At 63.3% G+C, this 23,511-nt stretch carries 20 protein-coding genes, 1 tRNA gene and 1 pseudogene; 12 read left to right on the top strand and 10 right to left on the bottom strand.

Features of this window, described 5'->3' with window-relative positions; genetic code table 11:
- Nucleotides 1–10: 10 nt before the first annotated feature.
- The 3 genes from AC1ROC_RS12945 to AC1ROC_RS12955 are packed head-to-tail and all read right to left on the bottom strand — an operon-like array spanning nucleotide 11 to nucleotide 3,879.
- Nucleotides 11–1,651 carry a DNA repair helicase XPB gene (locus AC1ROC_RS12945; RefSeq protein WP_085370737.1) on the bottom strand — a complete coding sequence of 547 codons (1,641 nt, stop codon included), beginning with the start codon at nucleotides 1,649–1,651 and terminating at the stop codon, nucleotides 11–13.
- Nucleotides 1,652–1,697: 46 nt separating this feature from the next.
- The gene (locus AC1ROC_RS12950) at nucleotides 1,698–3,560 is read right to left on the bottom strand and encodes a helicase-associated domain-containing protein (RefSeq protein ID WP_493000601.1); all 1,863 of its coding nucleotides are present in this window, start codon (nucleotides 3,558–3,560) and stop codon (nucleotides 1,698–1,700) included.
- Nucleotides 3,561–3,591: 31 nt separating this feature from the next.
- Nucleotides 3,592–3,879, bottom strand: coding sequence for a hypothetical protein (locus AC1ROC_RS12955; protein WP_085370735.1), 288 nt, complete (start codon nucleotides 3,877–3,879; stop codon nucleotides 3,592–3,594).
- Between the two features lie 56 nt (nucleotides 3,880–3,935).
- On the opposite strand from AC1ROC_RS12955, the gene AC1ROC_RS12960 reads away from it, so the two are divergent.
- Both AC1ROC_RS12960 and AC1ROC_RS12965 read left to right on the top strand, forming a co-directional pair.
- On the top strand, nucleotides 3,936–4,316 hold the full coding sequence (locus AC1ROC_RS12960; protein WP_085370734.1) for a cold-shock protein: 381 nt from the start codon (nucleotides 3,936–3,938) through the stop codon (nucleotides 4,314–4,316).
- A pseudogene (locus AC1ROC_RS12965) lies at nucleotides 4,309–4,782 on the top strand (DUF3027 domain-containing protein); the annotation flags it as partial. The gene AC1ROC_RS12960 and the pseudogene AC1ROC_RS12965, both read left to right, overlap by 8 nt.
- A 159-nt stretch (nucleotides 4,783–4,941) precedes the next feature.
- Here AC1ROC_RS12965 and AC1ROC_RS12970 read toward each other — a convergent pair.
- Nucleotides 4,942–5,175, bottom strand: coding sequence for a DUF2530 domain-containing protein (locus AC1ROC_RS12970; protein WP_493000604.1), 234 nt, complete (start codon nucleotides 5,173–5,175; stop codon nucleotides 4,942–4,944).
- Between the two features lie 12 nt (nucleotides 5,176–5,187).
- Nucleotides 5,188–6,303: a phosphoserine transaminase gene (serC, locus tag AC1ROC_RS12975; protein WP_493000606.1), complete on the bottom strand. Its 1,116-nt coding sequence runs from the start codon at nucleotides 6,301–6,303 to the stop codon at nucleotides 5,188–5,190.
- A 120-nt stretch (nucleotides 6,304–6,423) separates the two neighbouring features.
- On the opposite strand from serC, the gene AC1ROC_RS12980 reads away from it, so the two are divergent.
- From AC1ROC_RS12980 to AC1ROC_RS12995, 4 genes are all read left to right on the top strand, one after another.
- Complete coding sequence (locus AC1ROC_RS12980) at nucleotides 6,424–7,113, top strand: iron-dependent transcriptional repressor DtxR (RefSeq protein ID WP_085370731.1); 690 nt, start codon at nucleotides 6,424–6,426, stop codon at nucleotides 7,111–7,113.
- 310 nt (nucleotides 7,114–7,423) lie between these two features.
- Nucleotides 7,424–8,212 (top strand): C40 family peptidase, encoded by a 789-nt coding sequence (locus AC1ROC_RS12985; protein WP_493000608.1) that lies wholly within the window; start codon nucleotides 7,424–7,426, stop codon nucleotides 8,210–8,212.
- A gap of 448 nt (nucleotides 8,213–8,660) precedes the next feature.
- Entirely contained in the window at nucleotides 8,661–9,158 is a 498-nt protein-coding gene (locus tag AC1ROC_RS12990) for an HNH endonuclease (protein ID WP_085370730.1), read from the top strand.
- A 56-nt stretch (nucleotides 9,159–9,214) separates the two neighbouring features.
- Nucleotides 9,215–9,286, top strand: a tRNA-Arg gene (locus AC1ROC_RS12995).
- A 142-nt stretch (nucleotides 9,287–9,428) separates the two neighbouring features.
- On the opposite strand, the gene AC1ROC_RS13000 is transcribed toward AC1ROC_RS12995, so the two are convergent.
- Nucleotides 9,429–9,902: a DUF6650 family protein gene (locus AC1ROC_RS13000; protein ID WP_493000610.1), complete on the bottom strand. Its 474-nt coding sequence runs from the start codon at nucleotides 9,900–9,902 to the stop codon at nucleotides 9,429–9,431.
- Between the two features lie 102 nt (nucleotides 9,903–10,004).
- Nucleotides 10,005–10,328 (bottom strand): DUF4352 domain-containing protein, encoded by a 324-nt coding sequence (locus tag AC1ROC_RS13005; protein WP_493000842.1) that lies wholly within the window; start codon nucleotides 10,326–10,328, stop codon nucleotides 10,005–10,007.
- A gap of 359 nt (nucleotides 10,329–10,687) precedes the next feature.
- Here AC1ROC_RS13005 and AC1ROC_RS13010 point away from each other — a divergent pair, with 359 nt between their 5' ends.
- The 6 genes from AC1ROC_RS13010 (at nucleotide 10,688) to AC1ROC_RS13035 (ending at nucleotide 20,502) form a co-directional block, all read left to right on the top strand.
- The gene (locus AC1ROC_RS13010; protein ID WP_493000612.1) at nucleotides 10,688–12,202 is read left to right on the top strand and encodes a type I restriction-modification system subunit M; all 1,515 of its coding nucleotides are present in this window, start codon (nucleotides 10,688–10,690) and stop codon (nucleotides 12,200–12,202) included.
- A gap of 25 nt (nucleotides 12,203–12,227) precedes the next feature.
- Complete coding sequence (locus AC1ROC_RS13015; protein ID WP_493000615.1) at nucleotides 12,228–13,394, top strand: restriction endonuclease subunit S; 1,167 nt, start codon at nucleotides 12,228–12,230, stop codon at nucleotides 13,392–13,394.
- A gap of 1 nt (nucleotide 13,395) precedes the next feature.
- Nucleotides 13,396–16,470 (top strand): type I restriction endonuclease subunit R, encoded by a 3,075-nt coding sequence (locus AC1ROC_RS13020; protein ID WP_493000617.1) that lies wholly within the window; start codon nucleotides 13,396–13,398, stop codon nucleotides 16,468–16,470.
- A gap of 373 nt (nucleotides 16,471–16,843) precedes the next feature.
- The gene (locus AC1ROC_RS13025) at nucleotides 16,844–17,530 is read left to right on the top strand and encodes a HamA C-terminal domain-containing protein (RefSeq protein ID WP_493000619.1); all 687 of its coding nucleotides are present in this window, start codon (nucleotides 16,844–16,846) and stop codon (nucleotides 17,528–17,530) included.
- 12 nt (nucleotides 17,531–17,542) lie between these two features.
- Entirely contained in the window at nucleotides 17,543–17,842 is a 300-nt protein-coding gene (locus AC1ROC_RS13030) for a hypothetical protein (RefSeq protein WP_493000622.1), read from the top strand.
- Nucleotides 17,839–20,502 carry a DEAD/DEAH box helicase gene (locus AC1ROC_RS13035; protein WP_493000625.1) on the top strand — a complete coding sequence of 888 codons (2,664 nt, stop codon included), beginning with the start codon at nucleotides 17,839–17,841 and terminating at the stop codon, nucleotides 20,500–20,502. Before AC1ROC_RS13030 ends, AC1ROC_RS13035 begins: the two co-directional genes overlap by 4 nt.
- Nucleotides 20,503–20,959: 457 nt before the next feature.
- Here AC1ROC_RS13035 and AC1ROC_RS13040 read toward each other — a convergent pair whose 3' ends face one another.
- The 3 genes from AC1ROC_RS13040 to AC1ROC_RS13050 all read right to left on the bottom strand — a co-directional run bounded on the left by AC1ROC_RS13040 (nucleotide 20,960) and on the right by AC1ROC_RS13050 (nucleotide 23,492).
- Entirely contained in the window at nucleotides 20,960–21,517 is a 558-nt protein-coding gene (locus AC1ROC_RS13040; protein WP_493000627.1) for a hypothetical protein, read from the bottom strand.
- 186 nt (nucleotides 21,518–21,703) lie between these two features.
- Nucleotides 21,704–22,468: a zeta toxin family protein gene (locus AC1ROC_RS13045; RefSeq protein ID WP_493000629.1), complete on the bottom strand. Its 765-nt coding sequence runs from the start codon at nucleotides 22,466–22,468 to the stop codon at nucleotides 21,704–21,706.
- A 97-nt stretch (nucleotides 22,469–22,565) separates the two neighbouring features.
- A complete protein-coding gene (locus tag AC1ROC_RS13050) occupies nucleotides 22,566–23,492 on the bottom strand; it encodes a hypothetical protein (RefSeq protein ID WP_493000631.1) in 927 nt (308 codons plus the stop codon).
- Between the last annotated feature and the right edge of the window lie 19 nt (nucleotides 23,493–23,511).

The following is a 23,511-nucleotide window of genomic DNA, read 5'->3' on the forward strand; positions in this document are numbered from 1 at the left end:
CTACCCCCGCCTACGCCGCCAGCGCGTGCGCATCCAGGATCGTGTACGAGTACCCCTGCTCCGCCAGGAACCGCTGCCGGTTCTGTGCGAAGTCCTGGTCGACCGTGTCGCGCGACACCAGCGTGTAGAAGTTGGCGGACAGGCCGGACTCCTTCGGCCGCAGCAGCCGTCCGAGGCGCTGCGCCTCCTCCTGGCGGGAGCCGTAGGAGCCTGACACCTGGATGGCGACCGTCGCCTCGGGCAGGTCGACCGAGAAGTTGGCGACCTTGCTCACCACCAGCACCTCCGTCGTGCCCTCGCGAAACTCCTGGTAGAGCCGTTCGCGCTCGTCCACCGGGGTCGCGCCCGTGAGCGACGGCGCATCCAGGGCCTCCGCCAGCTCGTCGATCTGGTCGAGGTACTGGCCGATGACCAGGATGCGCTCTCCCTTGTGGCGCTCGACCAGCTGGCGCACCACATCCAGTTTGGCGGGGGCCGTGGCCGCGAGGCGGTAGCGCTCGTCGTCGGCGGCAGCGGCGTAGCTGAGGCGGTCGGAGGCGGGCAGGTCGATGCGCACCTCGTAGCAGGCGGCGGGGGAGATGAAGCCCTGGGCCTCGATCTCCTTCCACGGGGCGTCGAAGCGCTTGGGGCCGATGAGGCTGAACACGTCGCCCTCCCTGCCGTCCTCGCGCACCAGCGTGGCGGTGAGGCCGAGGCGGCGGCGGGCCTGCAGTTCGGCGGTCAGCTTGAACACCGGGGCGGGCAGCAGGTGCACCTCGTCGTAGACCACGAGGCCCCAGTCCATCGCGTCGAGCAGCGCGAGGTGCGCGTACTCGCCTTTCCGCTTGGCGGTGAGGATCTGGTAGGTGGCGATGGTGACCGGCTTGACCTCCTTCACCTGGCCCGAGTATTCGCCGATCTCCTCGGCGGTCAGCGTGGTGCGCTTGAGCAGTTCGTCGCGCCACTGACGGGCCGAGACGGTGTTGGTGACCAGGATGAGCGTCGTGGTCTTCGCGGTCGCCATCGCGCCGGCGCCGACCAGGGTCTTGCCCGCGCCACACGGCAGCACGACCACGCCGGAGCCGCCGTCGAAGAAGTTGTCGACCGCCTTGTGCTGGTAGTCGCGCAGCTTCCAGCCGTCCTCCAGCAGGTCGATCGGATGCGGGGTGCCCGGCGTGTATCCCGCGAGGTCCTCTGCCGGCCAGCCGAGCTTCACCAGCTCCTGCTTGAGCTGGCCGCGCGCCCACGCCTCGACCACGAAGGTGTCTGCATCCCGTCGTTCGAGCAGCAGCGGCGCGATCCGCTTCGCCCCGGCCACCTCGGTGAGCACCGGCAGGTCGGTGGAGCGCAGCAGCAGCACGCCGTCGTCGTCGCGCTCGATCACGAGCCTGCCGTAGCGCGCGACGGTCTCCGCCATGTCGACGGACACGGTCTGCGGGATGGGGAACTTCGAGTACCGCTCCAGCGTGCCGAGCATGTCCTCCGCGGTGTGCCCGGCCGCGCGGGCGTTCCACAGCCCGAGGCGGGTGATCCGGTACGTGTGGATGTGCTCGGGTGCGCGTTCCAGCTCAGCGAACACGGCGAGGTCGTGCCGTGCGTCTTCGGCCGATGGATGCGCGACCTCCAGCAGGACGGTGCGGTCGCTCTGGACGATCAGGGGGCCATCTGACATAACCGCTGAGTCTACGCCCGCTTTCCTTGCGCCCTTCCCAGCCGGGTCAGTCGGCGGGGCGGAGGCCGGTGACGCTGGAGAGCGGGAGGGTGCGCTCGATGTCCGCGGCGCGGTCGCGGCCGCGGAGGCGCCCGCCGCCGACGCCGGTCGGCTCCAGCAGGTAGTCGACCACGCGGCCGTCGGGCATCGTCACCTCGACCACCACCAGTTGCCTGCCCCGGATGGCCAGGTCGAGCTGCCGGGTCAGCCACTGCTCTCCCGTGCTCTCGTCGGCGGTGTCGTCCGCCTCGCGCAGGCGGGCGACGAGCGCCGCCTCCTGGTCGGCGCGCTGGACGGCCCGGGGATGCGCGACCCTCTGCCGGCGCAGCGCCTCCACGTTCCCGTCCGCGTCCTCCGCGGCCACCGGATACCGGGCGTCGCTGATCGCCCAGAACACCACATCCCGGGCAAACCGGCTCTCCAGCCTGTCCTCCGCCGCGCGGACGAGCCCGAGCGCGCTGAGCGACTGGTCGACCTGGATGGTGGTCAGCAGCGTCGCGTCGGACGAGACCACCGCCGACCGCATCCGCCCGTCGTCGCCGAGGGAGCGCACGCGCACGCGGCCGTACCGTTCGGCCGCATCCCGCACCAGGTAGTCGAGCGGCTGGGGCACCCCGGTCAGCGAGATCTCCGCGAGGAACGCGTGGATGCTCTCCGCCGTCTCACCCGCGGTGATCGCACGGTCTATGGTGGCGGCCGACACCCGGAACGTGGATGCGAGCGCCCTGCTCTCGACGTCGGCCATGCCGCGCAGTCGTCCGTCGATGGCCGGTTCGAGCGGGCCGGGGGCGACGATGGTGAGGTCGTGCTGCAGGTAGACCTTGTCCACCTCGGCGGGGAACAGCTCGCGCACGGTGTCGGCCGCGGCGTCCGGACCGTCCTCGACCAGGGCGCAACCGGCGCTGCTCGGCGCCTGGTGCGCCGTCACGCCGAGCCACTCCGCGTCGCGCGTGTACGCCGCGACCCGCTCCTCGGCCAGCTCGCGGCCGGCGGGGTACAGCCAGGCGACGTACTCGCGCAGGCTCTCGCCCCAGGCCGCCCTACTGCGTCCGGAGAGGATGCGGCGCAGGTCGTCCGGGAGGGCGTCCTGCCAGGCGGCGGCGAGGGCGCGCCAGCGGTCGGCGGTGGGGGAGTGCTGCCAGTCGGTCGCGGCCTCCGTCGGCAGCCAGACGGCGTCCTCCAGCGCGACGAGGCCGGCACGGGATGCGACGGAGAACACGGTGGGGACCACGGACACGTCCACGGCCAGGGCCCCGGCGATGCGCTTGCTCGCCGGCAGGGCGAGGCCGCCCTTCTGCAGCTCGCGCGCGCCCTCGCGGAAGAGTTCGGCGATCAGCTCGGAGACGGCGGTGACGGCGTCGAAGGCGCGCTCGGCGGCCAGCCGGTCCGTGAACCGGCGCTCGGTGTCCGGGACGGCGGCCAGCGCGGGCGGCGCCGGCTCGGCGAGGAGCGCATCCGGAGACGGCAGGCCGAGGCCTGGCCAGGCGGCCAGCTGCGCCGTGACGGCCTCGTACGCCGAGAACGCGCCGGAGTCCGGATGGGCGAGGATGAGGCCGGAGACGGCGTCCAGCGCCTCCTGAGCGGCAGCGGCGTCGATGCCGGGGGTGGCGGCGGCGCCGGAGAGCGCTGCAGCGACCTGGGACGCATCCAACGGGGTGGATGCGCGACCGAGCGTCACCAGGACGGCCAGCCTCGTGCGGTCGAGCCCGGACAGCGCGCGCTGCACGGAGTCCCGGTCGAGGAGGGCGTCTGCGAGGTCGAAGAAGTCGGAGACGCCCGCGCGGCGGATGGTCCGCTCGCGCAGGACGTGGACGATGGACTCGTCCGGCATCGCCCGCAGGCGTGCTGCCAGGGCGAGCGTGTTCGTCATGGGCGCTGGACCAGCCCTGCCGTCCGCCGGCCTACCGCTTGTCCGTGCGGGTCGCAGCCTTCGCCGCTTTGCTGCGCTGACGCCCGGTGATGACGATGAGCACGATCACCAGGACGAAGGAAACGGACAGGCCGATCATCGGCAGGACGAACACCACGGGCCAGATGCCCTGGCCGGAACCCTGCTCCGGCATTCCGCCGAGAGCGGAGCCGATCAGGACGGCTGCGATGCAGACCAAAGAGATGATCACGAGTGCCGCAATGATGTACGACAGGATGCGCTGGAGGCGGCTTGCCGCCTGTGGGGTCTGCTGGGTCACGAAATCAAGGATAATTGAGGTTGGTCATACGATCCCCCATGTGAAATGAGGTTCCCATGCCAACCGGCAAGGTCAAGTTCTACGACGACGAGAAAGGCTTCGGCTTCATCAGCTCCGATGACGGCCAAGAAGTCTTCCTGCACGCCTCCGCCCTGCCGGCAGGTGCCGTCGTGAAAGCGGGAACCCGCCTCGAGTTCGGCATCGCCGACGGCAAGCGCGGCGCCCAGGCACTGTCGGTGCGCGTCCTCGACGCCCCGCCCAGCCTCGTGAAGATGAGCCGCAAGTCCGCGGACGACATGGCGATCATCGTCGAAGACCTCGTGAAGCTGCTCGACGGCATCGGCGCGAACCTCAAGCGGGGCAAGTACCCGGACAAGGCGCACGGCGCGAAGATCGCCGCCGTGCTGCGCCGGGTTGCGGACGACCTGGATGCCTGACACCGAGAACGAGACGGACGTCGACGCGACCACCGAGTCTTCGGAGGCCGCGTCGGCGCCGGTCGAGGACGCTCCCGTCTGGACCGTCCCGGACGACGTGCTCCTCGCATCCGTCGCCCAGGCGCTGGATGCGCTGAAGGAGATCACGCCGGCGGCCACCATCGGCGCGCCCGCCGGCCACATCGTGGAGGGGGAGCACGTGCTCTCCCTGCTGTTCGAGTGCACCATGTCCGGGTATCCGGGCTGGCACTGGACGGTCACGCTGTCGCGCATCGACGACGAGTCCGCACCGAGCGTGCTCGAGGCGGAGCTGATGCCGGGCGAGCGCGCCCTGCTCGCCCCGGATTGGGTGCCGTGGTCGGAGCGGCTCGCGGAGTACCAGGCCTCCCAGGAGGCCATCGCGGCGGCGGAGGCCGACGCGGGCGACGACGATGACGAGGCGGACGACGAGCTCGACGTCGACGACGACGACGAGACGGACGACGACTTCGAGGACGAGGACGAGGACGGCGAGCACGACGTGCACGACCTGCACCCGGACGACCTCGACGGCGTCGACATCGAGAGCGCGGACGAGTCGTACGACGACGCGGACGACTCCGACGACTCAGACATCGACGACGACTCAGCGGCGTTTGACGGTGAGGTATCCGAGGCCGACGAGGCCGAGTCCGAGACCGACGATGACGGTCCAGAGCCACCAGCCGTCTCCGGAGGCGCTCAGCTGACGGAAGAAGACCAGCGTCACGACGAGGGCGACCAGCCACAGGCCTAGCCCGACGAGCACGGCCTTCCTGTCGTCCGTCTTCACGGGGACAGGATCAGGCCGTCGCTCGTCGTCGCGGAGCCAGAGGCGCACGGTGTCTGCCGCTCAGCCCAGCTGGCCGACGACGTACTCGATGCAGCCGATCAGGGCGCGGACATCGTCCGGCTCGATGGCCGTGAACGTCGCGACGCGCAGCTGGTTGCGGCCGAGCTTGCGGTACGGCTCCGTGTCGACCACGCCGTTGGCGCGCAGGATCTTGGCGACGGCAGATGCGTCGACCGCGTCGTCGAAGTCGATCGTGACGACGACCTGCGAGCGGTGCGAAGGATCGGCGACGAACGGCGTCGCGTACTCCACGCCCTCCGCCCAGCTGTAGAGCGCATTCGAGGACTCCGCCGTGCGGGCGTCTGCCCAGGCGAGACCGCCGTTGTCGTTCATCCACTGGATCTGGTTCTCGAGCAGCACCAGCGTGGAGACGGCCGGGGTGTTCAGCGTCTGGTTGAGGCGCGAGTTGTCGATCGCGTTCTTGATGCTGAGGAACTCCGGGATGTACCTGTCGCTCGCCGCGATCCGCTCGACCCGCTCGATGGCGGCGGGGGAGAAGAGGGCGAGCCAGAGGCCGCCGTCCGACGCGAAGTTCTTCTGCGGGGCGAAGTAGTAGATGTCCGACTCCGCTGCGTCGATGTCGACGCCGCCCGCCGCGCTGGTCGCGTCGATCACCGTGAGGGCGCCGTCGTCGCCGTGCACGCGCTTCACGGGCGCCATGACGCCGGTGGAGGTCTCGTTGTGCGGCCAGGCGTACACGTCGATGCCCGCAGCCGCCTGCGCCTCGCTGCGCGAACCCGCAGGGGCGTCGATGATCTGGGGCGCATCCAGCCACGGGGTCTTCGCGGCGGCGGCGAACTTGCCGCCGAACTCGCCGAAGACGAGGTTCTGGCTGCGCTTCTCGATCAGGGAGAACGCCGCGGCGTCCCAAAACGCGGTCGAGCCGCCGTTGCCGAGGACGACTTCGTAGCCGTCCGGGATGTGGAACAGCTCGCCGAGCCCGTCGCGCACGCGGCCGACGAGGTTCTTGATCGGAGCCTGGCGGTGCGAGGTGCCGAGAAGCTGCGCTCCGGCACCGGCGAGGTAGGACACCTGCTCCTGGCGGACCTTGGATGGGCCGCATCCGAATCGTCCGTCGGCGGGCAGCAGATCAGTGGGAATCGTCACATCCGGCATATCCAGAGTCTATTGGCTGTTGGAACCCCTGTCGGTCGACTCCTGCCGTGGCTACAGCCCGCTGTCACCGGCACCAAGTAGGCTCTACTGGACATACGCGTGACAACAGCTGGAGGGTTGATGACCGACCTGATCGATACGACCGAGATGTACCTTCGCACCATCCTGGAATTGGAAGAGGACAACATCGTCCCGCTGCGTGCGCGCATCTCGGAGCGTCTCGGCCACTCAGGCCCGACCGTCTCCCAGACTGTCGGCCGCATGGAACGGGACGGCCTCGTCGTCGTCTCCGGCGACCGCCACCTCGAACTCACCGACGACGGGCGCCGCAAGGCCGTCCACGTGATGCGCAAGCACCGCCTGGCCGAGCGCCTGCTCAGCGATGTGATCGAGCTCGAGTGGGAGTACGTGCACGAAGAGGCCTGCCGCTGGGAGCACGTGATGAGCGAGCAGGTCGAGCGCAAGCTGCTCACCATGCTCGGGCACCCGACCGAGTCGCCGTACGGCAACCCCATCCCTGGCCTGGACGAGCTGGGCGACATCGAGTCGCCCACCACCGAGGGCCTCACCAACCTCGTGGATGTCGTCGTGGGCAACAGTTCGGGGGTTTCTGCCAGGATCAAGCGCCTCGGCGAGCCCGCCCAGGTCGACCCCGAGCTGCTGCTGCAGCTCAAGCAGGCCGGCGTTTTTCCGGGCTCGACCGGGACATTCACTCCGGCAGGCTCGTACGTCGCCGTGCAGATCGACGGCTACGAGAACGGGCTGGAACTCCCCAACGAACTCGCAGCGCACATCTTCGTCGAGGCCTGATTTCCGTTACCGACTTGTTAAAATATCGGCAAAAGGATGTGACAAAGCGGGGGTCGTCCCGTAGTCTCTAACGAGTCCGACGGGCCAGAAGCCGGCCACAGGACCCGAACCGGGACGCTCCACCCCCCACTCCTGTCTCCTGGTTCGCGAAGCCAAGCTATAAGCATCCGGGACGGGGCAGCTACCTAGTGCTGTTGGAGCGCAGGAGGTTCAAACCTTGGCACTATTAGGTACACCCGGCTCTGAAGAGCGCCCCGCAAACCCGAATAGCTCGACCCCTGCACCCTCCGACCTCGCGTCCCGCCGCTCCGTGCGCCGCGCGCCGGTGCGCCAGACGGCCGTCGAGCCCACCTCCGGAACCGCGTTCCGGAAGCCCGCGGACAAGAAGACGAGCAAGAAGGTCAAGGGCGGCGTGATCAACGTCGCCGTCATGACCCTCGCCGCCGGTCTCATCGCCACGATGGCGATCCCCGCCTATGCGTTCAACCCGCAGGGTGCAGACACCGCGCAGTTCAAGAGCAGCGCCGTGGACAGCATGAAGAAGGCTCAGCCGCAGAGTGTCGAGGTCCCGCAGGCCGTCGCAGCGGCAGCCGTCGCCCGCGACGCGGCCACCGCCACCAGCGAGCAGGAGCTGTCGGCAGCCAAGGCGGCCAAGGCCGCAGAGCTGGCCCGCCAGCAGGCCGCCGTCTCGTTCGCGAGCTACGCCAGCTATTCCGGCCCGTCGGTCACCGACTTCCTGGCCAACCCTCCGTACCCCAGCTTCAGCCTCCCGCAGGTGTTCTCGGTCGCGCAGCAGTACATCGGCACCCCGTACGTCTTCGGCGGCTCGACGCCCGCCGGCTTCGACTGCTCGGGCTACGTCATGTACGTCTACGCCCAGTTCGGGATCTCCCTGCCGCACTCGGTCTCCGGCCAGGCGGCGATGGGCAAGCGCATCTCGATCGCGGACGCCCAGCCGGGCGACCTGGTCATCATGCCCGGCCACGACGGCTTCTACGCCGGAAACGGCAACATCATGGACGCGCCGGACACCGGCCGCAGCATCTCCATCCGCCCCATCTGGACGAGCGACTACTACATCGTCCGTCTGGGCATCTGACACCTCGTTTCGACCGGTTCCTGAGGCTTCCAGGACCCGAACGGAACGTGAACTCCGCGTAACGCGGACCGCGAGCGGCGCGCCACGAATATGTGGTGCGCCGTTTCTGCGTTACTCTGATCCCCTGAAACCGTGAATGTCCACGCGTTGGATGTTCGCACCGCGAGAGATCCGGGAGTGCGATGGCCGAGCCGCGCAGGGTGACTTCCTGGCTAGAGCGCGGCCGTTTCGCGGGAGCGGGCGCCGCATCTCCTGTCGCCGCATCCGCTGTGGCCGCATCCACTCTCGCCGTCGACGAGCTGATAGCCCGCCACCACGACTTCCTCGCCTGTCGTCACCACACCGTGGCCTGCCGCCGCCCCTTCGTGGCCTGCCGCCACCATGCCGCCGTTTCACTGGGCGCTGTCCGCACGGACAGTGCCCTTTTTGTTTTCCAGGAAGGTCCACGATGAAGACACTGGTCCTCAATGCCGGCTACGAACCCCTGGCGGTCGTCTCCTTCAAACGCGCCATCGTGCTCGTGATGAACCAGAAAGCGACGGTCTTGTCGATCGACCAGGCCCACCCGGTCTGGGGCATCTCCGCCAGCTACGAGCGCCCGTCGGTCATCCTCCTCACCCGCTACGTCCGCATCCCGCGCGGCCGCGCCGTCCCCGTGAGCCGCCGCGGCGTCCTCCGCCGGGATGCGCACCGCTGCGCATACTGCGGAAAGTCGGCCACCACGATCGACCACGTCCTCCCACGCTCCCGCGGCGGTGCCGACAGCTGGGAAAACCTCGTCGCCTGCTGCCTCCGCTGCAACAACGTCAAAGGCAACCACACCCCCGCCGAGATGAACTGGACCCTCGCGTTCACGCCGCGCGTGCCCCACGACGCCTCCTGGGTGGTGCGCGGCACCGAGGTGGCCCAGCCCGACTGGAGCGACTACCTCGCCCCAGCAGCCTGACGCGCCGCCCGCCCGTTTCGCGCTGGATCGCGGCCCCCGGTAGAGTGGTCCGGTCAGCCTCTGTAGCTCAATGGAAGAGCTGCTCCGTCCTAAGGAGAAGGTTGGGGGTTCGAGTCCCTCCAGGGGCACTTTCTGGGTGCGGAGAAAATGCTGGTCAGAGGCGCAATTCCGGAACTAGATAACGATCGCTATTCAGGATTTGCCCACAATTTGCCCACACACACGCCAAAAAACTCTAAGAAGCTCTAAGGGCATTGCAGGACTCGCCGCTCATAGGGAACCTGCACCCGGCTCGAGTTCGGCCACGCGGCGGTTGTTCTTCGCTAGCTCGGAGACTTGGCCTTTGATATCGGCACGCAAGTCCATCAGGAAGAACCAGTAGCGGCTGGGGTGTCGGCTGGCTAGCTCGAGGTAGCGATTGCACGCGCTGGTCATGCCCGAAAGCGGCAGCTGGACGCTCGCAATCTGGCGCGAGAGGCCTCGAGCATCTCTGACCGAGTCCCTCATACTCAGAACGCTGGCATTCACTCGCGCAAAGTCATCGCTCTGTTCGGCGTTGTGCACTTCCATGAGGGTGTCGATCTGAATGAGCGCGCGTCGATGGTGCAGTTCCTGCACAAGAAGGTTCAGCGCTTGCGTTTCTCGATATCGCCTACTCACAACGAACGTCAAGGCAGCGATGGTGACAGTCAGCGATGCGCCGATTACCGTGACGATCAGGTCGGGTACGAACGTGTCCCACACGTGGGCCAGTCTTTCAGATCACCGTCGGTGTTCACGGCACCACCCCGATGCGGCCCGGGACGAAGGTGGCGGGCCGTTCGGGTTCCGCCCGCCGCCGGTCTGTCAAACCAGCGTGATCGTCTGTCCCTTGGAGAACGCGTTGTCGCTGACCTGGATGCTCGCCGCCTTCGGGCCGGCGGGGACGTCGAAGAGGATGGGGCCTTGGATGGCGTTGCCCCGGTTGATCCCAGCGACCCACGCATTCTGGTCCGGACTGACGTACAGGGTCACGGTCGGGTCGGCGTCGTAGGTCTTGCCGGTGGCGACGAGCTTCACGTAGATCACGATGAAGGTCGCGGCACTGTTTCCCGTGTTCGCGATCTTCAGGTCCACTTCAACGAACGTGCCCTGCGCGGTGCGCGACAGCGGGGAGTGTTCCGTCTGTATTCCTCACTTCTCTATTCCGCTCCCGTTCCCCTCGCTTTCTCGTCGCTCCTTCCTCCCTTTCCGTTAGGCCATTTCGCTCTTCTCGAGCCGCCTGTCTTGTTTCTAGGACCTGACACGACTACGCCAATGCCTGCCCGCAGTCTGGCGCGTGGTCTAAAGAATGCCGGCTCATCACGCGACGCGGTGAGCGAACTCACTATCGCTGTCCACCGAACGGGGGAGACGAGCGACCCGATCTTCACCGCCAGTCGCACATGTAACGAGTCCTGCAGTCGATAGCGTTGTGACGAGCAAAAATGCTGTGCCGCCCGGCAGCCGACTCGGCGCGCGTTTTTGTCGAACCCGCCCCAAGGAGCACCATGAGCCTGATCGCCCAGTCCACCCTCGAGTCCAAACTTGATAAAGCGGCGAATGCACTGCGAGGCCCAGTCGATCCCGCAGACTTTAAGAACTACGTGTTCCCGATGCTGTTTTGGAAGTGGATCAGCGACACCTGGGTGTTCGAGCACGACGAGGCCGTCGAGGAGTATGGCGACGACCTCGACGATGAGATCGAGGCGGACTTCCATCGGTTCGAGATGCCGTCGGGCACCCTGTGGAGTGAAGTCACCGTCGCGGTGACGAACCTTGGTGCCGAAATCGGGAAGACATTCCGCCGGATTGAAAAGGCCAACCCCCGCTCGCTCGCGCGTGTGTTTGGCGACGCCCCGTGGGCCGACAAGGACCGCATTCCGGAGGCTGCGTTGCTGAGTCTGATCAGCGCCTTCAACGAAGTCGACCTGAACCCGGTGACGGTGTCGCATGACCTGCTCGGCGCGGGGTACGAGTATCTACTGAAGAACTTCGCCGACGAATCCGGTAAGAAGGCCGGTGAGTTCTTCACTCCGCGCGAGGTCGTGAATTTGCTGGTCGGAATCCTAGAGCCAGAGCCCGGTGAGAGCGTCTACGACCCGACTTGCGGCTCGGGTGGCATGCTCGTGGCGACCATCAATCAGCTGCGCGAGCAAGGCAAGGATCATCGAACTCTCAGGGCGTATGGCCAGGAAATCAACCTGACGACGGCCTCGATCGCCCGAATGAACCTCTTCCTTCACGAGATCGAGGACTTCGACATCAAACGGGGCGACACGCTCCGGGCTCCGGCTTTTAAGGACACCGCTGGCGCGGTGCGGACGTTCGACGCGGTCATCGCCAATCCGCCGTTCTCGCTCAAGAACTGGGGAGCCGACCGCTGGGCCTCGGATCCACGTGCGATCTGCGGAGTGCCGCCAGCACAAAGCGGCGATTACGCCTTCGTTCAGCACATGATCTCGTCGATGGATCCGCGTAAGGGTCGAGTGGGTGTCGTCATGCCGAACGGCGTGCTTTTCCGCGGCAACGCGGAGGGGCAGATCCGCCGGTGCCTAGTTGAGAAGGATCTGCTTGAGGCGGTCATCACGCTGCCGCCGAACTTGTTCTACTCAACCCCCATTCCGGCATGCATTCTTGTTTTCCGCGCCGTGAAGTCACCCAACCGCGAGAAGCACGTGCTATTCATCGACGGCTCCGCGCGAGTTCAGCCGAGTAAAAATCGGAACGTCATGAGCGCCGACGATGTCGATGCAATTGTTCACGCGTACCGCACCGCGGAGGACCCCGATGGCGAGGGCACCGTACGACTCGTCGGTCTTGACGAGATCCGTGAAAACGGGTTCGACCTCAACATGGGTCGGTATGTCAAGGGTGCGGCTCAGGCAGTCGTCGAATTCGAAACCGCCCTCGCCGACTACGCTGCGGCACGTGAACGCCGCAGGTCGGCAGAGCAGCTCCTCATTGGCAAGCTTGCAGCTACCGGCATCGATGTGAGTGGATTTGGGCTGAGCGCTGATGAGTGAATGGAGTGAAGGAACTCTCGCCGACGTGCTCGTCGAAGCTGGCGCGCGAAATGCCTGCGGCGACATCGATCTCGTGCTTTCAGTCTCAGAAGGTCGGGGAGTTGTGCCGCAGACTGAGATCTTCAAGAAGCGGATCGCCACCGAGGATACGACGAAGTACAAGGTCGTTCAGCCTCAAGACATCGTATGGAACCCATACCTGCTGTGGAACGGGGCAATCGGCCAGTGGCAAGGCGAGACGCCTGGGGTCACCTCACCCGTGTACCCGGTGTTTCGTGCACGCGCGGAGCAGGATGCTCGTTACTGGGGGCTGGTATTGACTAGCGGTCTGCTTCTCCCCTACTTCAACAGGACCGCCGTGGGATCGATCGAGCGCCGCCGCCGAACAACGTTGCCAGTGTTTCAAGCTGCGCGTGTCCTGATTCCGTCTCTCCCTGAGCAGGAGCGTCTCAGCGACATTGTGACGGCGTTGGACGAGCAGATCAAGGCCATGGAAGCGGAAGTGAAAAGCGCTCGCGCCGCTCAAGGGCCCCTCATTAGCCGACTGCTTGGACAGGGCGGGTCGAACTGGCCGGTGAAGCGGCTGGATGAGGTTGGCAAGTTCATTCGCGGTCGACGGTTCACCAAGGCTGATTACGTGGAATCAGGGTTGAGCGCGGTCCATTACGGGCAGATCCATACCGACCTGGGTCTAATCACGACCGAAGCGCTGACCTATCTACCTGAGAACTTTCGCGATCGGATGCGTCTTGCAAGCCCCGGTGACGTAGTCATCGCTGCAACAAGCGAGAACGTCGAGGACCTAGGGAACGCCACGGTCTGGCTGGGGGAGGACGACGCGGCGGTGCACGACGATGCAAACATCTTCAAGCATGGCCTCGATCCGGTATTTGCGGGGTGTCTGTTCTTCTCGCCGGAGTTCCACCAACAGAAAGTCCAGTACGCAGCGGGCACTAAGGTCACACGGATTTCGAGTGCCAACCTCGGCAAAATCGAAGTCTCGGTGCCAATTGAAAGGAAGGATCAGGAGCTGATCGGTAGTGCGGTGAAGGCGTTCTCCGAAGAGATCGACGCCACCGTGTCTGAGCTCGCGGACCTGCGCGCCTTCCGCAATGCCTTCCTCCTGAGCCTTTTAAATCAGAACATCGAGATCCCAGATTCATACGACGGATTCCTTGGAGGGGCCGCCTAAAATGGTCTTCACCGAAGCGAGCACGATCCAAAAGTCGATGATCGATTGGGCTGAGGACGCCGGCTGGGAGCACGTGCCCGGTGTTGAACTCCCCCGAGACGAGCACGATGTCGCAATCGAGCTATGGGTGCGCGAGGCGCTGCTGGTTCTTAACCCGGAACTCGGGGACGATCACGAGAGTTTCGATCTCGTGCTGCACGAAATCGACCACGCAATCCTTTCGGCGCGTGACGGCTTGGTTGCCGCCAACGAGGCGCTCACCGTCATGCTCCGTGGTGACCACGCCTTCACCACGGTCGACGGCCAAAAGGTGCCCCGCCGCCTGATTGACTTTGAGAACCTCGAAGCTAACAAGTACGTGGTGGCAGAGGAGGTGACGATCAAAGGAAGCGGGCATGCTCGTCGCTTTGATCTGGTTTACTATGTCAACGGTTTCCCCCTGGTGGTTGCCGAAACGAAGACGCCGGTCAACCAGCAGGTGTCGTGGGTCAACGCCGCCAAAGACATCCACGACGTCTATGAGGAGGAGTATCCAAACTTCTTCACACCGAACCTCTTTAGTATTGCCACGGACGGCCTCGAGTTCCGCATGGCTCCCGTGCGCGCAGTGCCTGACCCGGATTCGGAGATCTGGGCTCCGTGGGGCTCGACCGAGGACAACCCGAAGATCGTCACCGGCCCCGCTCGTGTTGAGCGCGCGGCACGGCTGCTGCTACGCCCGGAGACCGTGTTGCCGATGCTCAAGGACATGGCGATGTATAGGCATGCACGCGACGCGGGCGAAGTCGACTTCAAGCTGCTGCCTCGTTATCCCCAGTTTGAGGCGTCGGTGGCGATTCATGACAAGGTGCTCGCCGGCCGACCTGGCGGCCTCATCTGGCACCACCAGGGTTCCGGCAAGACGGAGCTCATGGCGTTCACGGCGGCCGTGCTACTGCGTGACCCGAAAGTCGTCGAAAAGTTCGGCGGGGCGCCCACCGTGGTTGTGGTTGTGGACCGCACGGACCTCGAGCGTCAGACGGCCGACACGTTCGACACCGTCGGCATGCCGAGGCTCACGGTGCCGGCGACGAAGCGGGACCTCTGGAGCGCGCTGCGTCGGAAAGAGCCCGGCGTGCTCATCACCACAGTCCACAAGTTCAAAGACGCCGGCCTGCTCTCGGACCGATCGAACGTCGTGGTGCTCGTCGACGAGGCTCACCGCACGCAGGAGGGCGACCTCGGCAAACACATGCGCCGAGCCTTGCCCTACTCGAAGTTCTTCGGCGCGACAGGCACAGCGGTGCAGGACAAAGATCGGTCGACGTTCAAGCTTTTCGGCGACCCCGGCGATCCGGGCTTCATCATGAGCCGTTACACGCCCGAGCAGTCGATCGCCGACGGGTTCACCAAGCCCGTCATCGTCGAAGGGCGATCAGTCGGGTTTGACCTCTCAAAGGAGGCCTTGGATGCCGCGTTCGACGACCTCGCGGAGCAGGAGGGCCTGGGCGGGGAAGAGAAGGCGTTTCTCTCTGGCAAGGCCTCGCATATCGAGACCATCTTGTCGAACCCCGAGCGGGTAGCGACAGTCTGTGCGAACATCGTGGACCACTTCCTCACCTATGTAGCACCCCTCGGCCAGAAGGCGCAGGTGGTCGCGTTGAACCAGCGCCTGGTGGTGATGTACGCCGATGCAATCCGGGCCGAGCTAGCGGCGCGCAGTGCCACGATGCCGGACGGGCAGCCGCGCGAGGTTGGTGTTGTCATGCACGTGCTGGACGCAAAGGACACCCCGAAGGAGCTGCGCAGGCACTTGCTGAAGCCTGAGCAGGAGGAAGCTCTTAAGCGTCGGTTCAAGAGAGTGGATGATCCGATGTCTTTCATCGTGGTCACCGCGAAGTGGATGACCGGTTTCAACGCTCCGATCGAGGGTGTGCTCTACCTTGATAAACCGGCGAAGGGCGCGAATCTCTTCCAGGCAATTACGCGGCCTAACCGGCCATGGAAGAACCCGGTCACTGGGCAACTTAAGGATTACGGGCGCGTCGTCGATTACATTGGCCTGGCCGGCGCTATCGCAAGGGCCATCGTAAGCCCTGAGGGGAACGACGAAGGAGACGCGGAACTCAATGTCACCGACGCCTCGCAGCTCGCGGCGAAGTTCGCTAGCGACCTCACTCGGCTTCTGTCGCTATTCGCCGGCATAGACATGACTGACCCATCCTTCGAGTCCCTCGCGCTCGCTCACGAGCGAATTCCGGAAGGGGCCGCCGAGCGCACGAGCTTTGTCGAAACCTTTATAGCGCTACAAACTGTGTGGGAGTTTCTGGACCCGCATCCGGTGCTCGAAGGCTTCAAGCGCCAGTACTTGTGGCTTGCCAAGGTATACGAATCGGTGCGACCAAAGGACGCATCGAAGGCCTTCCTGTGGCAGCGACTCGGTGCCAAGACCACATCGCTCGTCCACGCGCACATGAGCGATGTGCACGTGCGCGCCCTACCATCGAGAAACGTCACCCTCGATGCGGCCGGTCTCGAGCTTCTTAAGCAGATTGCTGAGAAGCTGCGATTGCCTGACAAACCGACGGCTGACACGACGCCGAGCGACGTATACCAGAGTGTTCTCGATTCCATAAAGGCGCGCCTCGACCGCAGGTTAGCTGAGGCAGACGAGCGCGTCTACAGGTCGCTGGCGGAGCGCATCGAGAAGTTGCGCGCGCGCGTCATTGAGAGTGTCGCCGACTCGTTGGCCTTCCTCGAGCAAGCGCTGCAGATTGCGCAGGATGTCGTCGCGGCCGATAGGGCAGCAGAAGTCGGCAACCAGGCTCAGCTCGACCGTATCGTCGACCCAAAGATCGGCGCCCTCACCCAAATCGTCGAGCAGAATACGCCGGAAGGCTTGCACAAAATCATTCCCGACATAGTTAGCCGCATCGACGCGATCGTCGCGGACGTTGCATACTCGGGATGGACCGAAAGTGATAAGGGCGACAAGGACGTTCGGCGCGAGCTGCGCGGTGTGCTGAAGAGCTTCAGCCTCCCAATCAAGGGCGCGCTCTTCGACAAGATCTATATATACGTGCGAGAAAATTACTGACCGTGTCGTTGCGGATTCTGACGGGCCGGAGCCGAACTTCGCGATGGTTACCATGACTCACCTCGGTTGTTCACGGTGGGTCTTCCATTTAGAGGTCCTCTGACATCAACAGTCGCTCCGTGGCCCAGTGAGCCATCAATGACTGGCGAAGGGCGCGCTCGCCGTGCTGCGCTTGCTACTGCTGACCCTTGTTTGGGGTTGCGGTAGGTGCCAGCGTTCCCTGCCAAACTGGTGGCGTGGCGATGAACTCCAGGTTGGACATTGAACATGTGCGCGAAGGACGAGCTCTCGCACTCCTCGACCTGACAAATTGCGACGCCCACGCTGTCCGCGCAGCTGGCGTCGCGGAGCGCCCGGGACAGATGACGGCAAGATGACGGACACTGTGCTGCCTCTATCGCTCATGAATCGCGATCGATTCCTGGCGCTTTTCTACGACCCGGAGCGATTCGACATCCACGCGAAAACCGTCATGCACCTTCATGTGCTTCGTGTGGACGGCGGGGATTTCGCGACGATGCCCCTATTCAAGGAGCTAGTTAACAACAGCATCAGCTACGTGCTCTCGCGGCAGAATCTCGAAAAGTTGCTCGGCGATCCTAGCCGCATGGGCGAGTTCTTCCGAAAGACTCAGGCACAGTTCAAGGCGCCCGACCCCAATGCCGGCGAGGGCGGTGAGCTTCTCCTCTATTCATTCCTCGAGAGCCACCTTGGAGCACCAAAGATCCTCTCGAAGATGGAGCTCAAGACGTCCTCGGAACACTATGTGCATGGCACCGATGGCGTACATCTTCTGGAAGTCTCGGAGGGCGATTATCAGCTAATTTTCGGCGAGTCCAAAATGTACGGTGATGCGACCGGCAGGGTTGGGTCGAGCGCCCGACGCGGGGTCAAGGCGGCGTTCGCGTCCATGGGCAAAGTTCAAGAGGACGACTTCGACTTCGACACTTGGCTCGTGGAATCAGAGTTACTGAAGGAGAGCCTCGACGAAGACAAGGTCGAGCTATTAGCGTCGATCCTTCTACCGCCCGCTTCCGGTGGCCGAACGATCACAAAATGAAACGCATTCGGCGTGTTTATCGGCTTCGAGCTTGACGTGACGAGCTATCCATTCACGGACCGGACGGCTCGCCAGATCGAGAGTGAGTTGCGAGAACTCGCACTTTCGGCGATTACTTCGGAGGTGGACACCATCAAGGCGGAGATCCAGAACCGCGGTCTCGGCGGCTACCAGTTTCACATCTACGCTGTCCCGTTCCTCAAACGGAACGTTAACGGCAACGTGCGCGGGATCGAGGACATCCGTATTGATCTCGCTTCTGAGCTGAGCGGCAAGGACCTTCGCTTGCGAGAGGAGAACCCCAAGAAGTGACATCCCGCACTGCAGCTGACCTGCTTAGCGAAATCATCGTTGGTCGCGCCGACTTCCGGTCTGCCTACGGCAACCTTGAGCGCGCGGTGGCGGAATCGTTCCTATCTAGTCGGGTTGGCCAAGCGATAGATCCGGCGACGACAAAGCACTTATTGCGCTACGCGGATGTGTTGTCTCACTCGAGTGATCCGCGCCACCGCGAGCTGGCCTACACGACGATCGCTTTGCTTCGGGAGTATGACGAGGCCGCCCCGCTGGATAAGGAACTGAGCGATCGGGTGTTGGCTGTCGCTGAGGCGGTTCTGGTGCAGCTGGGAAACTTTCCGGGCATACGCACCCTGCAGAAGGGCGTTGGTAGCCGCTTCGCTATGCCGCTGTCGCGCGGCACGCTACGCATCGCGAAGGAAGTTCTCCAGAGGACCAGCCAGGGGGACGCCACTTTGACAGACACGCAGTATTCCATCGTCGAGAGGATGCGGGGAGAGGATTACTTTAGCTTCTCCGGCCCTACCTCACTCGGAAAGTCTTTCATCATCAAGGACGCCTTGTACGACATCGTTCGCCGTGACGAGCTCAATGACCATTGCGTCGTGATCCTCGTCCCGACCAAGGCCTTGATCGGACAGACTGCGGCGGATTTGCGAAATCTCCTCGCTGGGGTGCCGGAGGTGAATGTCGCCACTTATCCGTCTCTGCCTAAGCTTCTCCGCCAGAAATATCGACGCACCATATTTGTCCTGACGCCGGAGCGATTACTTCGGTACCTCGGCAATCCCGTGCGCGAGATCGACTACCTCGTAGTAGATGAAGCCCAGAAAGTCATTGCTAAGAATGATGCGCGGAGCTCGCTCTATTACCACGCGATCGTCGAAGCCACTCGTCGATTTGCGACGAAGCTGGTTTTTGCCTCTCCAAGCATCGAAAACCCAGAGCTGTTCCTCGAGCTATTTGGGAAAGCGACCAATGGAGCGTTTGCCGTTCGAGAGCGGACCGTTGCACAGCAGCGTTACTTCGTCGACCTCGTTGCCAAGAAGCAGTACTACTTCTCTGCGTTGGAGGCGGAGCCTCAAGAACTGGAAACGGAGCCTGGCGACGCCAGCGCGGTCGATCTAATCCTTTCCCGAAGCGGGGACCGCAAAGCGATCATTTACGTTAATGGATCGCTCAAGTCCTCCGAGTTCGCGCTTCGGCTCGCGGAGCGTCGCGACGTCCTCTCGGACGAAAAGGTGGACGAACTCATCAAGCACGTTCGTGAGTACGTCCACAAGGACTACTTCCTCGGAAGCACGTTGAGTAGGGGAGTCGCCTTTCACCATGGCAAGATGCCGCAGGAAGTCCGGGAGCGAGTCGAGCAAGCCTTCGCGGATCCAGAGTCAGCTATCCAGTTCGTCGTGTGCACGTCGACTCTTCTCGAAGGGGTTAATCTTCCCGCCAAGAACATCTTTATCCTGAGCGACAAACATGGGAACAGCTCATTCACGAAAATCGATTTCGAAAACCTCGCGGGTCGTGCCGGCCGTCTTACGTACGATTTCTCGGGCAATGTGATCTGCGTGCGCGAGGAAACTAATCGCTGGGCAGATGCGACACAAGCGCTAATTCCTCGGGGGGAGCCCGCGCGAGCGGAGAGCTTTCTGGTCAATCCGGCGAACAATCGGAAGAAGGAGTACACCGACATCGCCCGCATCTTGCGAGGTGAGGCTCTCCCAGGAACACCGTCGGCGGACCAGCAGAGAAGCGTCGAGCAGTACGCCTCGATCTTAACTGTGCATCAACTCGACAAACAGCAGACGCCGCTGCGCAGCTATTTTCTCGACAAGGTAGCCGATGGCCGCGACCTGCTGAGGAAGGCGGCTGCATCTGTTGTTGTTCCGACCGACGTGCTACGACGCTCACCGAATATCCGACCACAGTATCAAGACCGCGTTTGGGAAGACCTCAAAGACGGATCAGCCGAGCCACTTGTGGCCGACGGCGCCGATCTCACCGATGTCCAAACGTACCTGAACGCGCTGAGGCGGCTCAGCAGTCTGTATGGATGGCGCTCCACGGAGGTCTCAGGTACGGACCCTCTTATGCCAAGAAACGCCGACGCCGACGGATGGGAGAGGCGCCTTTACTACTGGGCGCTCCTAATGCGTGGCTGGGTTCGGGGTGACCCAATCAGTCGGGTGATTTCAAGTTCAATTGCGTATTACAGTCAGCGGGGTTGGATCAGCTACCGCGACTACTCCCGCGAGGAAAGCTTGGTGACCGAGCCCTTCGATCGAAAATCCGCGAGACATATCAACCTCATCATCGAGTGGACACTTCGGGATATCGAGGGCGGATTGAGGTTCCGCATCATCAGTTACCTACAGAACTTTTTCGACATCAGCGTCATCGCTCTGGGGCACCAGGCATCCGGAATCAATGTGGCAACACTCGTCGAGTACGGCACCACTGACCACCGGGCGATCCAGCTTCAGGAAGTCGGTTTTGGACGAGCTGTGGCGAACGAACTCTTGAGTGATCACATTGATGCACTGCGATTCTCGACGAATGGCGAACTGGTGGACTTTGACTATGAAAAGGTGCTGAAGAGCACCCAGTTGTCGGACGAGGCGCGCGCCGAGGTAGAGAGCATCATGATAAAGGTGGACCGCCGGGCTGAGGTTTGAAACGTGGCTCAGGTCCCGGTGACAGACATTGATCGCCGCAATGCGCCCTAACTTGGGAACGGATTGAGGAATTCCAAGACGCGCTTGATGCATTCGGCGAAATCTGTGATGCCTATTTAGGCTGAGTGGCCGGCGGCACAGAACTTGCCACCGCTTGAATGATCTCGGGGAGGTCGAAATGGGCTCGCGCACTGCGAATCGTATTTGCCGGCAAGTCCCGGGCCGAAGTGCTGAAGTGATGAAGTGCCTTAACCGAGGTGAGGTCAGGCCCACTCCAGGTCCTGGTGGGCTTCGACGCGGTGAGCGCGTGGCGTTCTACCAAGGGCGGTCCTGGTACTAGCGAGGGTCGGCGCTTTCCGCATGTTGCTCGCGCGGGACTCCACGTTGCGCAACCGACCACGGGACGGCGCACCAAACATTAGCGGCGGAGGTTTCGCTATTGAGTGCCGCGATTGAACTACTTGATGCGTGCGTAGCTCTGTACAAAGGGAAAGACCTTGTTGCGCACGATCGCCGCGAGCTTGTACCGCTGGCGGGACGTGATGGTGTCCTTCTTCCGCTTGTTGAACATCGTCAGCAGAAAATCGTAGTCGTTCCAGCCGTCGCCTTCGTTCCATTGGTCTGGTGTGAACACGTTCTCGTCGTAGAGCCACTCCAGCAGGGCACGAGAGAAGTACTGCGTGTCGAAGGACACGGGCCTGCCTGACTGGAGTGCGCTGCGAATTTTGGCAAGAGCCTCCAGGAGGTTAACTTCTTGATTGAGGTCGGTGCGGCCGAAGTGATTGATGCAGGAGCTCCCGATCGGGAACAGAGACTGGCCGGTGATGGAGTTCTTGATGGTGAAGAGCCTCACAAGATTGAGCTGCCCGCAGACGCAGATACCCGCGCCGCTCGGATCTTCCTCCAGATCGACGATCTGCCACTCGTTAACCGCGCTGCTCCAGTGCGTGTGATGTGACCTGGCCAGCACCGCGCGCTTCAAGTCGTCGAAGTTCGATGTTGTGCCACTCGTCATGGTTCGATTCTGGCCGAAACCGCGGGAAAATGGGCGAGAGCTGAACCGGACAACCCACGAGTATTGGGGCCGCTCGTCCGACGCACAGAGCAGAAACGACAGCGGCCTCCAACCAGGATCCGAGCATGAACCCCTCGGCAGTTAGTGCAGGGTTGTCATAACTGGCCGAGCGGTACTGCAGTCCGGCTATTTGGACCCCTCGATTCCAGCGAGCGAGCCCTCGTCCGTGCCGGGTCCGCGGGTACGGATTGTCTGCGTCGCAACACCGTCGCCGTTTTGGAACGTCCTCAGCTCGGTCTTCATCTGCTCGGAAAGAGCGAACATTACTTCAGCGTTCGCGCGACATCTCGTGGAACCGTCGGGAAGGTAAAGGTCCTTGATTACGCTGCTAGGGACAAATCTTCCGCCGAGGGCGTCAAACGGGTCGTTTCGTCCAACCCACCAGCGTTCAATCGACCGATCGAGCGCCGTCGAAAGATCGACCTCGACGTCCACGATGATTAGTTCCTGATACTCCGATGCGTTAAATGAGGTGAGCAGCACGCGAGGCTGTTCGTCCCACGCCAGGGTGCCTTGTACGATCACGTTCTCCCCTCGACGAAGGCAGATTTCTGTAAGATCGGCTGCGATCGCGGTCGATTCTCGATGCACGAGCGTCGCAAGCTCCCGGGGATGAACCGTCTTACCATCCGGGAGTTGCCGCTCGAGGAACGCATCGAACGTCCCGTTGATGAGCGAATCCTGAATCAGCATGTCTTTTATGACGTCGGCATCGATGTTGCGGTACAGATCGAAGCCGATGGGCAGGCCGCGTATTGCTGTTGTCTTCCCGGCGCCTGGAGGCCCTGCGGTTACAACTGCTGCTTTTCCATCGCGATCGACATCCTTTTGAAGTTCGAGGTACTCCCGACCGATCTTCGCGCCTCTTCTCACCCTCTCTGTGGGAGTCATCGTGTGGATCGTAGCGTTTGGGCCAGCCGCGTTATGCGGTCCTCCGGCTTGGCTAAGTAGCTCCAGCTCGTCCGCGACTTCGGCAGCTATCGGGGGTCTACCCATTTTGGGCCGCCAACGCGTCGATGCCGGCTAGAACGGCATCCAACTCCTCAGCGGTTATAGAACCCTCTGCAGCGAGTTGAATGAGCTGGTCGTAGCTGCCGGGAACGTATCCCCAATCTGGCGCATCGTCCGGAAATGAGCCAGCTTCGTAACGGTATGCGGCTAGCAAGCCGAGCAGCTGCGCGCGATCGACATGGCCTGCGAGGTAGTGATCGTAAATCTCGCGCGGAGTCATGGCGATTGCCCTCGGATCGGCGTCGATCTGTTGAAGCTGACGAAACACGTAAGTTTGCGGCCTGCGGAGGGACTCGGCAACTTGCCGCTGCGTTAGACCAGCCTCTCTTGCCCAATAGATCACTCGCAGGATGGCACGTTCACTGGTTCCGCGCGCGGCCGAGAACGTTGACAGCAAGTCGGCGATGACCACTTTGTTTGGGAGTCGTGGGCGTTCCGTATAACCGACATCTTCGACGTCAGTGAGCGAGAAAAGAACCGGTTTCAGGTCGAACGGCGACGACAGGCCCGCATACGGTGATGTGTAACTCATGCAACGCTGCGCCAGCCTGAGACTCTGGACGTTCTCAACGAGCCACGCACGCACTTCCGAGAGGGGTTCGCCGCTCAGCTCATGATCAAAAGTGATGCCGGCGCCACTCAAAAGTTTCCGGTTAGCGAGCGGGACTTGTAGAGCCTCGGGTGAAAGTACTGAATTCCAATAATCAGTCCGGCGCGCCACAGACAGCCCTAGAGTGCATGCCGCCGCCGCGAACGTTAGCTGGCTGCCGGCTCGATCCATCTCATCGCCCTCGATGCCCGCAGCGTCCTCCAAAAGAGTACGCAGCTCCTCCATTGCCCCCGCGTCTAGCAATTCGAGTGCGCGCAACGCGAGGTAGTGCGATTCGCCCGTGACAACCACCATGCCGCCCTCCTCCGTGATT

Source organism: Leifsonia sp. GW821-FHT13C05 (assembly GCF_058806515.1).